The sequence below is a fragment of the Streptomyces sp. ISL-96 genome, from assembly GCF_018614035.1.
Taxonomy (GTDB): domain Bacteria; phylum Actinomycetota; class Actinomycetes; order Streptomycetales; family Streptomycetaceae; genus Streptomyces.
This window is the reverse complement of record NZ_JAGGPA010000001.1, coordinates 101414-113739: the sequence shown is the minus strand read 5'-3', so window position 1 is coordinate 113739 and position 12326 is coordinate 101414. Positions and strand designations below refer to the sequence as shown.

At 69.9% G+C, this 12326-nt stretch carries 10 protein-coding genes; 5 read left to right on the top strand and 5 right to left on the bottom strand.

Going from position 1 to position 12326, the window contains the following annotated elements; all coding sequences use genetic code 11:
- Window positions 1–34: 34 nt before the first annotated feature.
- The gene (locus tag J7E96_RS00495; RefSeq protein ID WP_215126227.1) at window positions 35–1360 is read right to left on the bottom strand and encodes a DUF2252 domain-containing protein; all 1326 of its coding nucleotides are present in this window, start codon (window positions 1358–1360) and stop codon (window positions 35–37) included.
- A gap of 167 nt (window positions 1361–1527) precedes the next feature.
- Between J7E96_RS00495 and dnaE the strand changes: the two genes are divergently transcribed.
- Window positions 1528–5067: a DNA polymerase III subunit alpha gene (dnaE, locus tag J7E96_RS00490; RefSeq protein WP_215126225.1), complete on the top strand. Its 3540-nt coding sequence runs from the start codon at window positions 1528–1530 to the stop codon at window positions 5065–5067.
- A gap of 75 nt (window positions 5068–5142) precedes the next feature.
- Here the strand turns inward: dnaE and J7E96_RS00485 are convergent, their stop codons facing one another.
- Window positions 5143–5322: a hypothetical protein gene (locus tag J7E96_RS00485; protein WP_215126223.1), complete on the bottom strand. Its 180-nt coding sequence runs from the start codon at window positions 5320–5322 to the stop codon at window positions 5143–5145.
- A 262-nt stretch (window positions 5323–5584) separates the two neighbouring features.
- Here J7E96_RS00485 and J7E96_RS00480 point away from each other — a divergent pair, with 262 nt between their 5' ends.
- The 4 genes from J7E96_RS00480 to J7E96_RS00465 all read left to right on the top strand — a co-directional run bounded on the left by J7E96_RS00480 (window position 5585) and on the right by J7E96_RS00465 (window position 9749).
- Window positions 5585–6973: an NYN domain-containing protein gene (locus tag J7E96_RS00480; RefSeq protein ID WP_215126221.1), complete on the top strand. Its 1389-nt coding sequence runs from the start codon at window positions 5585–5587 to the stop codon at window positions 6971–6973.
- A gap of 183 nt (window positions 6974–7156) precedes the next feature.
- Window positions 7157–8137: an ABC transporter ATP-binding protein gene (locus J7E96_RS00475; RefSeq protein WP_215126479.1), complete on the top strand. Its 981-nt coding sequence runs from the start codon at window positions 7157–7159 to the stop codon at window positions 8135–8137.
- The gene (locus J7E96_RS00470) at window positions 8134–8979 is read left to right on the top strand and encodes an ABC transporter permease (protein ID WP_215126218.1); all 846 of its coding nucleotides are present in this window, start codon (window positions 8134–8136) and stop codon (window positions 8977–8979) included. Before J7E96_RS00475 ends, J7E96_RS00470 begins: the two co-directional genes overlap by 4 nt.
- A 59-nt stretch (window positions 8980–9038) precedes the next feature.
- Entirely contained in the window at window positions 9039–9749 is a 711-nt protein-coding gene (locus J7E96_RS00465) for a hypothetical protein (RefSeq protein WP_215126217.1), read from the top strand.
- A 64-nt stretch (window positions 9750–9813) separates the two neighbouring features.
- On the opposite strand, the gene ybaK is transcribed toward J7E96_RS00465, so the two are convergent.
- From ybaK to J7E96_RS00450, 3 genes are read right to left on the bottom strand one after another with little or no spacing between them, the layout of a single operon-like run.
- Entirely contained in the window at window positions 9814–10311 is a 498-nt protein-coding gene (ybaK, locus tag J7E96_RS00460) for a Cys-tRNA(Pro) deacylase (protein WP_215126215.1), read from the bottom strand.
- Window positions 10312–10335: 24 nt separating this feature from the next.
- The gene (locus J7E96_RS00455; protein WP_215126214.1) at window positions 10336–11106 is read right to left on the bottom strand and encodes an LON peptidase substrate-binding domain-containing protein; all 771 of its coding nucleotides are present in this window, start codon (window positions 11104–11106) and stop codon (window positions 10336–10338) included.
- 5 nt (window positions 11107–11111) lie between these two features.
- On the bottom strand, window positions 11112–12155 hold the full coding sequence (locus tag J7E96_RS00450) for a hypothetical protein (protein WP_215126212.1): 1044 nt from the start codon (window positions 12153–12155) through the stop codon (window positions 11112–11114).
- Between the last annotated feature and the right edge of the window lie 171 nt (window positions 12156–12326).

Genomic DNA, 12326 nt, shown 5'->3' with positions numbered 1-12326 from the left:
GTAAGAGAGCCCTAAAGGCGTGACGGTGGGCCGGTCAGAGGCCGGGGATCCGGCCGTTGCGGAACAGGTCGACGAAGATCTGGTGATCGGCCCGCGCCCGCGCTCCGTAGGAGTGCGCGAAGTCCACCAGCAGGTCCCCGAAGTTGTCCTCGTCGCCCGCGATCGCCGCGTCGATCGCGCGCTCGGTGGAGAACGGCACCAGCGAGTGGCCGCTCTCGTCGTCCGCCGCCGAGTGCATGGTTGCGGTCGCCCTCCCGAGGTCGGCGACGACCGCCGCGATCTCCTCCACCTCGTCGATGTCCGACCAGTCCAGGTCCACGGCGTACGGCGAGACCTCCGCGACCAGCTGCCCCGTTCCGTCCAGCTCGGTCCACCCCAGCCACGGGTCCGCGTGCGCCTGGAGGGCGCGCTGCGAGATCACCGTGCGGTGCCCCTCGTGCTGGAAGTAGTCACGCACGGCGCTGTCGGTGATGTGCCGGGAGACCGCCGGGGTCTGTGCCTGCTTCATGTAGATCACGACGTCGTTCTCGAGGGCGTCGCTGTTGCCTTCGAGCAGGATGTTGTACGAGGGCAGGCCGGCGGACCCTATTCCGATGCCGCGCCGCCCGACGACGTCCTTCACGCGGTAGGAGTCGGGGCGCGTCAGGCTGGCCTCGGGCAGCGTCTCCAGATAGCCGTCGAAGGCCGCGAGGACCTTGTAGCGGGTGGCGGCGTCGAGGTCGACCGAGGTGCCGTCGGCGGCGAAGCGGCGCTCGAAGTCGCGGATCTCGGTCATCGATTCGAGCAGCCCGAAGCGGGTCAGCGAGCGGGCCGAGCGCAGCGCGCCGAGCAGCGGGCCCTCGGCCGTGTCCAAGGTGAAGGGCGGCACCTCGTCGTTCTTCGCTCCGGTCGCCAGGGCGTGGATGCGCTCGCGGTAGGCGGCGGCGTACGTCCGCACCAGATCGGTGATCTGGTCGTCGCTGAGGGCCTTGGTGTAGCCGATGAGCGCGACGGAGGCGGCGAAGCGCTTGAGGTCCCAGGTGAAGGGGCCGACGTACGCCTCGTCGAAGTCGTTGACGTTGAAGATCAGCCGGCCCTGGGAGTCCATGTACGTGCCGAAATTCTCGGCGTGCAGGTCGCCGTGGATCCACACCCGCCCGGTGCGCTCGTCCAGGTACGGGCCGGCGTTCTGCTCGCGTTCCAGATCGGCGTAGAACAGGCCGGCCGTGCCCCGGTAGAAGGCGAAGGCGGAGGCGGCCATCTTGCGGAACTTCACCCGGAAGGCGGCCGGGTCGGCGGCCAGGAGCCTGCCGAACGCGGCCTCGAAGACGGCGAGGATCTGCTCGCCGCGCTGAGTTGCGTCTGTCTGCTGGACCGACATCGCCGGTGGCCTCCTGGTGCATGACGTACATGGCAAATGGGACAGGTGATTCCCCTGTCCAACGCCCGACCGTACTCGTGAGTGCCCCCTCGTTGTCAGTCCGCCGAAGTAGACTTCCGAGCTGTCCACCCAACCTGTCACCGACCGTTTTGCCGGAGGCCTTCACCGTGACCAAGCCGCCCTTTACGCACCTCCACGTTCACACCCAGTACTCGCTGCTGGACGGTGCCGCGCGGCTCAAGGACATGTTCGAGGCCTGCAACGAGATGGGCATGTCGCACATCGCGATGACCGACCACGGCAACCTGCACGGGGCGTACGACTTCTTCCATTCGGCGAAGAAGGCGGGTGTGACGCCGATCATCGGGATCGAGGCGTACGTCGCCCCCGAGTCGCGGCGCAACAAGCGGCGTATCCAGTGGGGCCAGCCGCACCAGAAGCGTGACGACGTGTCCGGTTCCGGTGGATATACGCACAAGACGATCTGGGCGGCGAACAAGACCGGCCTGCACAACCTCTTCCGGCTCTCCTCGGACGCGTACGCCGAGGGATGGCTGACGAAGTGGCCGCGCATGGACAAGGAGACGATCTCCCAGTGGTCGGAGGGCCTGATCGCCTCCACCGGGTGTCCGTCGGGCGAGGTGCAGACACGGCTGCGGCTCGGGCAGTTCGACGAGGCAGTACAGGCCGCGTCGGACTACAAGGACATCTTCGGCGAGGGCAAGTACTTCCTGGAACTGATGGACCACGGCATCGAGATCGAGCGCCGGGTCCGTGACGGGCTGCTGGAGATCGGCAAGAAGCTGGGCATTCCGCCGCTCGTCACGAACGACTCGCACTACACCTACGCCAACGAGGCGACCGCGCACGACGCGCTGCTCTGCATCCAGACCGGCAAGAACCTCTCCGACCCGGACCGCTTCCGCTTCGACGGCACCGGCTACTACCTGAAGTCGACCGACGAGATGTACGCCGTCGACTCCTCCGACGCCTGGCAGGAGGGCTGCGCCAATACGCTCCTGGTCGCGCAGCAGATCGACACGGAGGGCTGGTTCAAGGAGCGGAACCTGATGCCCAAGTTCGAGGTGCCCGAGGGCTTCACCGAGGTGACGTGGTTCCGCGAGGAGACCATGCGCGGCATGGCCCGGCGCTACCCGAACGGCATCCCGGACGACCGGCTCAAGCAGGTCGAGTACGAGATGAAGATCATCATCGACATGGGCTTCCCGGGGTACTTCCTCGTGGTCGCCGACTTCATCATGTGGGCCAAGAACAACGGCATCGCGGTCGGTCCGGGACGTGGCTCCGCGGCCGGTTCGATCGTCGCGTACGCCATGGGCATCACCGACCTCGACCCGATCGAGCACGGCCTGATCTTCGAGCGGTTCCTCAACCCCGAGCGCATCTCCATGCCCGATGTCGACATCGACTTCGACGAGCGCAGGCGCGGTGAGGTGATCCGGTACGTGACGGAGAAGTACGGCGCCGACAAGGTCGCCATGATCGGCACGTACGGAAAGATCAAGGCCAAGAACGCGATCAAGGACTCCGCGCGCGTCCTCGGCTACCCGTACGCGATGGGCGACCGGCTCACCAAGGCCATGCCCGCCGACGTACTCGGCAAGGGCATCGACCTCAACGGCATCACCGACCCGAAGCACCCGCGCTACAGCGAGGCGGGCGAGATCCGGGCGATGTACGAGAACGAGCCGGACGTGAAGAAGGTCATCGACACGGCAAAGGGCGTCGAGGGCCTGGTCCGGCAGATGGGTGTGCACGCGGCCGGCGTGATCATGTCCAGCGAGACGATCACCGACCATGTGCCCGTCTGGGTGCGGCACACCGACGGCGTGACGATCACGCAGTGGGACTACCCGAGCTGCGAGGCGCTCGGCCTGCTGAAGATGGACTTCCTGGGCCTTCGCAACCTCACGATCATGGACGACGCCGTCAAGATGGTGAAGTCCAACAAGGGCATCGACCTGGAGCTGCTCAGCCTCCCGCTGGACGACCCGGCGACGTACGAGCTGCTGTGCCGCGGTGACACGCTCGGCGTGTTCCAGTTCGACGGCGGCCCGATGCGGTCCCTGCTGCGGCTGATGAAGCCCGACAACTTCGAGGACATTTCCGCGGTTTCGGCCCTGTACCGGCCGGGCCCTATGGGCATGAACTCGCACACGAACTACGCGCTGCGCAAGAACGGCCAGCAGGAGATCACGCCGATCCACCCGGAGCTGGAGGAGCCGCTCAAGGAGGTCCTCGGCCTCACCCACGGCCTGATCGTGTACCAGGAGCAGGTGCAGAAGGCCGCGCAGATCATCGCCGGTTACTCGCTCGGCGAGGCCGACATCCTGCGCCGCGTCATGGGCAAGAAGAAGCCTGACGAGCTCCAGAAGAACTTCGTTCTCTTCCAGGCGGGCGCGAAGAAGAAGGGGTACTCCGACGCGGCGATCCAGGCGCTGTGGGACGTGCTGGTGCCCTTCGCCGGATACGCGTTCAACAAGGCGCACTCGTCGGCGTACGGGCTGGTCACCTACTGGACGGCGTACCTCAAGGCGAACTACCCCGCCGAGTACATGGCGGCGCTGCTGACCTCGGTCAAGGACGACAAGGACAAGTCGGCCGTCTACCTGAACGAGTGCCGGCGCATGGGCATCAAGGTGCTGCCGCCGAATGTGAACGAGTCGCAGTCGAACTTCGCGGCGCAGGGCGACGACGTGATCCTGTTCGGCCTGACCGCCATCCGCAACGTCGGCCAGAACGTCGTGGACTCGATCATCCGGTGCCGGAAGGCGAAGGGGAAGTACAGCTCGTTCCCGGACTTCCTCGACAAGGTCGAGGCGGTCGTCTGCAACAAGCGGACCGTCGAATCGCTCATCAAGGCCGGTGCCTTCGACGAGATGGGGCACACCCGCAAGGGCCTCGTCGCGCACCACGAGCCGATGATCGACAACGTGGTGCAGGTCAAGCGCAAGGAGGCGGAAGGGCAGTTCGACCTCTTCGGCGGCATGGGCGAGGAGGAGAGCGACGAGCCGGGCTTCGGGCTGGATGTGGAGTTCTCCGACATCGAGTGGGAGAAGTCCTATCTGCTCGCACAGGAGCGGGAGATGCTCGGCCTGTACGTCTCCGACCACCCGCTCTTCGGCATCGAGCACGTGCTGAGCGACAAGGCCGACGCCGCGATCTCGCAGCTCACCGGCGGTGAGCACTCCGACGGCGCGATCGTCACCATCGGCGGCATCATCTCAGGCCTTCAGCGCAAGATGACCAAGCAGGGCAACGCCTGGGCGATCGCGACCGTCGAGGACCTGGCCGGCTCCATCGAGTGCATGTTCTTCCCGGCGACGTACCAACTGGTCTCGACCCAGCTCGTCGAGGACACCGTGGTCTTCGTCAAGGGCCGACTCGACAAGCGCGAGGACATTCCGCGGCTCGTGGCGATGGAACTGATGGTTCCGGACGTGTCCTCCGCGGGGACCAACGCGCCGGTGGTCCTCACCATCCCGACGGTGAAGGTGACGCCGCCGATGGTGACCAAGCTCGATGAGATCCTCAAGCACCACCGGGGCAACACGGAGGTCCGGATCAAGCTCCAGGGAGCACGCAAGACGACGGTGCTGCGGCTCGACCGGCACCGCGTGCAGCCGGATCCGGCGCTCTTCGGGGACCTGAAGGTGCTGCTCGGGCCGTCCTGCCTGGCGGGCTGAGGCTGAGCGCGCACGGAGAAGGGGCACACCCGTCGTCACGGGTGTGCCCCTTCTTCATGTACCTGCGCGGCGTGATCAGTTGTGGCCGAAGCGCCGCTGGTGCTTACGGGCAACATCAGCAGGGCTGCCCTGAGCGTGCGTCTGCGGCTGGGCGTGGGACTCGAAGGCACTGTCCTTGGCGTGCTCGGTTCCACGCACCACCGAGGACGCGCGGTCCTGTGGGGCGCCCTGCTTGCGATTCTTGTTCTTGGCCATGGTGCTGCCTCCTGTGGGGGTTCTGGGGGCCAGGGCCGGGACCAGATTCACACAGGCCGACATAGCTCGCATTTTGGATCATTACCGTGCGTAATTGGGGCTGTTACGAAGCAACTTCGGGATCCGCCACGCCGATGATCGAGTTCCGGCCGTTAACCCTTACGCAGTCGGGCAGACTCGAAGGAAGCCCAACGCCTGAAGCACTGCCGAAGCACCCCCTGAGCACCTGAGCACCTTTCGATCCCGAGGTTCCCGAAAGAGGGTGGAACGCGTGGACCGCTGCGTCGTCCTGGTGGACGCCGGCTATCTGCTGGGCGCCGCCGCGAGCCTGCTCGCCGGAGAACCGGCCCGCTCCCGCATCAGCGTGGATCACGCGGCCCTCATTCAGGGCCTGCGAGAACGGGCAGAAGCGGATACGGAACAGCCGCTGCTTCGCATCTACTGGTTCGACGGCGCACCCGACCGCGTTCCCCAGCCGGAGCACCGGCGGCTGCGCGTCATGCCGCGCGTGACGGTCAGGTTGGGCGCTCTGACCCGGAGCGACGGGCGGTGGGCGCAGAAGGGCGTCGACGCGGCGATGCACGCGGAACTGACCGAGCTGGCCAGAAATCGCGCCTGTTCGGACATTGTGCTGGTGACCGGCGACGGGGATCTGCTACCGGGGCTGATGTCGGCGAAGGAGCACGGCGTAGCGGTGCACCTGTGGGCCGTGCAGGCCGCCGACGGGGACTACAACCAGTCCGAGGACCTGGTCGCCGAGGCCGACGAGCGGCGTGTCCTGGACCGCGTCTGGATCACGAAAGCCGTACGGGCCAAGGACCTCACCGGGATCTGCGCGCCGCCACCGGTGCCGCGGCCGGAAATCGCCGCGATTCTGTCCGCACCGCTGCCGGAGTCGGCGCTCGCAGCTTCGGCGGAACGGGCCGAGCGGGCCGAGCGGGCGGCGCACACCCAGGCTCAGGCTCAGGCACGGGCCGGCGCTCAAGCGGCGGGTGCGGGCACCGCACGGAACGGATCCCCGGGGGCAGCGGATTGCGCGGCCCCACCGGCCCCGGAACCGTCCACTGCCGCCGCGAACGGTTCCGAGGACGGCGCGCACCCGGCGCACGGCACCAAGGGCGTGCCGACCCCGAAGGACCTCGCGAGCCTGCGCGGGCCCGGCACGCAGGCGGCGCAGCATCCGCATCCGAACACCGCCCCGGCGGCGGGCGCCGCCACCGGGGCCACCTTGCGCTGGTCGTCCGACAAGGGCTGGGTGGAGCGTCCGGGCAACGGCAGCGCGCTGGGCGAGCCGGCCGAGACCGCCTCGCTGCCGACGCTGGCGCAGCTGACCAGCGCGGAGCAGCGCTGGGCGGACCGTGAAGAGGACATCACGACGGTCGGCGGCGACCCGTTCGAGGTCGGCCAGGTCTTCGCCCGACGGTGGATGGAACGGCTGCCGGATCCCGGCCACACGCAGAAGCTGTCGACGATGTACCCGAGGATTCCGCACCGGATCGACGGCGAACTGCTGCGGTACGCGGCACGGTTCGGGCTGCTCGCGCACAAGGACGACCAGATCGACGAGCACGACCGGTACGCGATCAGGGCGGGCTTCTGGCGAGAGATCGACGTACGGACGGCGGCGGAGCATGTGACAGCGGGCGAGTAGGACGCCGGACGGGGGCCTGGGGCGGAGCCACAGCTCAGGGGAGGGGCGGGTAGGGGAAAGCGCCGCAGGCACCCGCGCCGACACTGCCGGGGACCGCCCCGGGGACCGCGCCCGGCCGGGAACCCCGTAGGCTCGTTCCTCGTGAGTACGGGCACAGCGCAGGCGGGACGCAGCACGGGAGTCGTGTGTGCGGTGCGGGAGCTGGTCAAGACCTACCCCGCCGCCCGGGGCCGCCGCGGAGTGCCCGCGACACCGGCCGTGCGGGCCACCGACGGGATCTCCCTCGACGTACACCGCGGTGAGATCTTCGGACTGCTCGGGCCCAACGGTGCCGGTAAGTCGACATTGGTACGTCAGCTGACCGGCCTCATGCGACCCGACTCCGGGAGTGTCGAGCTGCTCGGGCACGATCTCGTCCGGCATCCCGAGCGCGCCTCACGGCTCGTCGGGTATCTCGGGCAGGAATCGACCGCACTGGACGAGCTGACCGTGTCGCTCGCCGCCGAGACGACCGGGCGGCTGCGCGGGCTCACCGCGAAGGCCGCGCGGGCCGAGCGGGACGACGTACTCGAAGAACTTGGCCTGGGTGACATCGCCGGCCGGCCGCTCAAGAAGCTTTCCGGCGGGCAGCGGCGGCTCGCCTGCTTCGCCGCCGTGCTGGTGGGTGAGCGACCCGTACTCGTACTGGACGAACCGACCACCGGCATGGACCCAGTCGCGCGCCGCGCGGTGTGGGCGGCCGTCGACCGGCGGCGGGCGGAGAACGGCGCGACGGTGTTGCTCGTTACGCACAACGTCATCGAGGCCGAGACGGTGCTCGACCGCGTCGCGGTGCTGGAGAGCGGCCGGGTGATCGCCTGCGACAGCCCCGCCGGCCTCAAGGCGCGCGTCGCCGGTGAGGTGCGGCTCGACCTCGTGTGGCGGGAACGGGCGCCGCTGGACGTGCCCGAGGTCGCGGCGCTGCGGGAGTCCGCGCAGGAGTCCGGGCGGCGCTGGGTGCTGCGGCTTGCTCCCGACGAGGCGCGGGCGGCCGTCGCCGCCGTGACCGGGGGCAGGGCGTTCGCGGCGCTCGACGACTTCACTCTGGCGACGCCGAGCCTGGAAGACGTCTACCTGGCACTCGGCGGAAGCACGAACGGTACGAAGGGGCTGGTCAAGGCGTGAGTGTCGTGCCCGCGGAGGCCGAGACCGGCTCCATGCGGATCCGGGTGGCGAGGGATACGGAGGCCGGCGCGGCCGGTGCGTCCTGGCCCGCGCCGCTCGCGCCCCGTGCGCGGCTGCTGCCGTCTCTCGCCGCCGTGTACCGGGCGCAGCTGTCGCGGGCGCGGGTGGCGCGTATCCCGCTGCTGTTCGTGGCGACGTTCCAGTCCGTCGGGATCATGGTTCTGATGCGCGGCGTCGTCGACGGGGGCGATGAGGCGCGTGCGGTCGTCGCCGGGTCGAGCGTGCTCGTTGTCGCTTTCGTCGCGCTGAATCTGCTCGCCCAGTACTTCGGGCAGTTGCGGGCCAGCGGCGGCCTCGACCACTACGCCACGCTGCCGGTGCCGCCGGCCGCGGTGGTGCTGGGGGCGGCCGCCGCGTACGCCTCCTTCACCGTGCCGGGCACGTTCGTCACGGCCGTCGTCGGGTGCGTCCTCTTCCAGCTGCCGCTCACGCATCTGTGGGTGCTGGCGGCCGTCGTCCCGCTCGCGGGGGCCGCGCTGGCCGGTCTCGGCGCGGCGCTCGGGCTGCTGGCGCCGCGCCAGGAACTCGCGACGCTGCTCGGGCAGCTCGGCATGTCGGCGGCGCTGCTGCTCGGGGTGCTGCCCGCCGAACGGCTGCCCGTGCCGATCTCGTACGCCCGGGATCTGCTGCCTTCGACGTACGGCGTCGAGGCTTTCGCGCGGACCTTCGACGCGCATCCGGACTGGCCCGCGGTGGCGCTCGACCTGGCCGTGTGCGGGGCCGTCGGCGTCGTCTCGCTGGCGGCCGCGACGTGGGCGTACCGGCGGGCAGCGGTCCGTTAGCCGACCGCCCGCAGCGGTCCGGTGAGGCGTGGGCCCAGGGCGCCTGGCACGATGGCAGGGTGACCGCTCCTCTGACGCCGCCTCACCAGCAGCCACCGAACGACCCCTGGCAGAAGTCCGGCGCCGGGGGCGCCCCACAGCCGCCGTCCGAGCTCCACTCCGCCGGCCACGGTGCCGGGACCGCCGAGGGCGAGGAACAGGAGCCAAGCCTTTCCACCGAGGTGGCCAGGGCCGCTGTGGTGGTTCTGGCGCTGACGGTCCTGGGTGTCGTGCTCGGGCTGCTGTGGCTGTGGCTGGCGCCGCGCGTGCCGCTGATCTCCACCGACAAGGCCGTCTTCCTCAAGGACACCGAGGGCGAGGAAGCGGTCGGGGCGGACGGCACGTTCGTGCTGCTGGCGCTCGCGTTCGGCGTGGTCAGCGCGGCCCTGGTCTTCTGGTTCAACCGGCGTGGCGGTATTCCGCTGGTCATCGGGCTCGCGCTGGGCGGGCTGCTGGGCTCGCTGCTCGCGTGGGGAGTCGGCGTCTGGATCGGGCCGACGGACGATGTGGTCGAGCGGGCGCGGGAGGTCGGGCAGGGCGTGGCGTTCGACGCGCCGCTCAAGCTGGGCGCGAAGGGGGCGTTGCTGGCGTGGCCGATGGCGGCGCTGCTGGTCCACCTGGGGCTGACCGCGCTGTTCGGACCACGGGATCCGGAGCCGGAGTGGTGGGGGTCCGGGTACGGGGACGCGGCGCCGGGTTCCGGTGCGCCGCAGGACGGTACGCCGAGCTGACGCCGGTGGGGTGGAGCGGTGCCGGACCGGGCTGAAGGGCTCTGGAGCCGAGGTCAGCCGGTCGTCAAGGCGTGCGGGCGATCGGGGCTATTGCCGCTGCCGTCAGTTCCGCCAGGTCCGCCGGGGACAGTTCGACCTCCAGACCGCGGCGGCCCGCCGAGACGCACACCGTCTCGTACGACGACGCCGAGGCGTCCAGCACCGTACGCAGCTTCTTGCGCTGGCCCAGGGGCGAGATGCCGCCCCGGACATAGCCCGTGGTGCGTTCCGCCGCCACCGGGTCCGCCATCGCCGCGCGCTTTCCGCCCACCGCCGCCGCCAGCGCCTTGAGGTCCAGCGTGCCGGCGACCGGTACGACCGCCACCGTCAGCGTGCCGTCGATGTCGGCCACCAGGGTCTTGAAGACCCGGTCCGGCGGAACGCCCAGCGCCTTCGCCGCCTCCTCGCCGTACGACGGGGACGCCGGATCGTGCTCGTACGCGTGGAGTGTGTACGCCGTCCCCGCCTCGGTCAGGGCGACGGTCGCGGGGGTGCCTCCGGCCTGGCGCTTCTTCTTGGCCACTGCGGCTCTGCCTCCGGTCAGTTGTCAGTTGGGACTGGTGGGTGTCCTGGTCAGCTCCACCGCCGGCAGCGAGGGGAGGTGGCGGATCACGGCTGTCTCGGCGCGCAACAGCTTCAGCTCTTCACGCAGGCGGGTCGCCGTGTCCGGCGCCTGCAGCAGGCGCTGCTTCGCCGGGATGTCGAGAACCGTCGCGGCGGCCACCAGGTACGAGACGACGGACGGCTCGTCCGGCAGCTCCGCCCCCGTGGTCAGCGAGCGCTCACGCGCGCCCGCCAGCCGCTTCTGGTAGCTGCGGAACGCCCGCAGCACGCCCTCGGCCAGCGCACCCGCGTCGTCGCCCGGATCCTCGGGCAGTTCCTCCACCTCGGCGGTGAGGTACGGGCCGCTCGCGTCGACGGAGAGGATCTTGACGCGGGTCGTCCCGGTGGCCAGCACCTCGTAGCCGCCGTCCTCGCGCTCGCGGATCGTCGCCGCGTCCGCGATGCAGCCCACCCGGTGGAAGGCCTGCACCGGGTCCGGGCCGAAGCCCGCGGCGGGACCCCGCTCGGCCATGGTGGTGGAGTCCGGCATGCCGGGCGCGGTGGTGGCGACCTCACGGCCGTCGCGGATGGCGACGACCACGAAGCGGCGCGGCTCGTCCTCGGGGGAGGAAGAGGCGTCGTCGCCCGAGTCCGCGCCCTTCAGCAGGTCGCGCATCATGGCGCGATAACGCTCCTCGAAGATGTTCAGCGGCAGCACCAGGCCGGGGAACAGCACCGAGTTCAGCGGGAAGAGGGGAAGCCGAGCGGTGGTCACAGCGGTTAAGCGTAATGGCCGCCGGACCTGACCCGGCGGGCCGTCCTGCCCAAAGGCCGCAAAGGCATCCCCGAGGCCACCTCGATCCTCGCCATGTCCCGCAGCTCCAGGAACTCGCCCAGCACGTCGTCGCTGAGAAACGCCCAGGGGAACGAGGTCGCGTACGGCCCGATCAGCCGGAACTGTTCAAGGGCGTCGGCCCACCGCCCCCTGGTGACCAGGACGTACGCCAGCAAATTGCGCACCTCGGCCGGCCACGGGTCGCCCGCCGTGTACTCGGCGGACAGCGCGATCGCCAGATCGGCGGCCGCGTCGACGCGCTGGCCGGGAATCACCGTGGTACGAGGAGCGGCCGTGCCGTCGCCGCTCAGCAGGTGCGCGAAGGCCGCGCGCACGGGCAACGCCTGCACCAGCGATCCGGGCAAGGCGTCCTCGGCGGCCTGTTCGGCGAAGTCGAAGCACTCGCGGTGCGAGCCGTACCACTGGGCGGAGAGGTACTGGAGAGCGGAGACATGGCACCCGTAGTGGTGCGACGAGCGGCCCACCGCCTCCGCCCACAGTTCCTCGAACGCGGAATGCGTGGCGTACGTGCCGCGCGCGTGGTCGAGGGCGATGCGCCACGGCACCGGGTCGCGCGGAGCGGCATCGGCCGCCGCCTCGATCAGCGGGCCGACGTCTCGCAGCCGCTCGGCGCGGGCCGGTGACTCCCACGCCCTGCGTACGGACAGCTCGGCCTTCACGAGCAGGGCGTCGGGGTCGTGCGGGGAGGCGGCCAGCCAGTCGCTGAGCCACTCCTCGCGGCTGTGCGCGAAGGTGGCGAGACGGGTGGCGTACCGGTCGCGGTTCTCCCACTCGGCGCCCTCCCGGGTGGCGGCGAGGAGCTTGGCCGCGGGCCCGTGGTCGCCGAAGGCGGCGGCGACGAGGGTCGGGCCGAGGCGCTCATCGGGTACGTCGAGCAGCACCTCGTCGTCGTCGAGCAGGCCGGCGCCGAGATCCGAGGTGTGGCGGACCATGCGCGCGGCGCTGATCAGAGCGCGAAGGAATGGCATCGTTGAACCATTGAAAACCGCAGGTGGGGGCCGCGCCAGAGGGTGTCTGTGAAGCTTTCGCATCGGCTGGAAAGGTTGTGCTGGCGTCAGTCAAGGGACGGTAAAGGAAGCAGGGGTGGCGGGGGTCTCCGTGGCGTCCCGGTGACCCCCGCCACCCCGGTGCCCCCTGCC

What these genes read in the sequence shown, in the direction of transcription:
- J7E96_RS00495 (WP_215126227.1), bottom strand. Translation starts at nt 1,360, where the DNA reads ATGTCGGTCCAGCAGACAGACGCAACTCAGCGCGGCGAGCAGATCCTC.
- J7E96_RS00450 (WP_215126212.1), bottom strand. Translation starts at nt 12,155, where the DNA reads ATGCCATTCCTTCGCGCTCTGATCAGCGCCGCGCGCATGGTCCGCCAC.
- J7E96_RS00485 (WP_215126223.1), bottom strand. Translation starts at nt 5,322, where the DNA reads ATGGCCAAGAACAAGAATCGCAAGCAGGGCGCCCCACAGGACCGCGCG.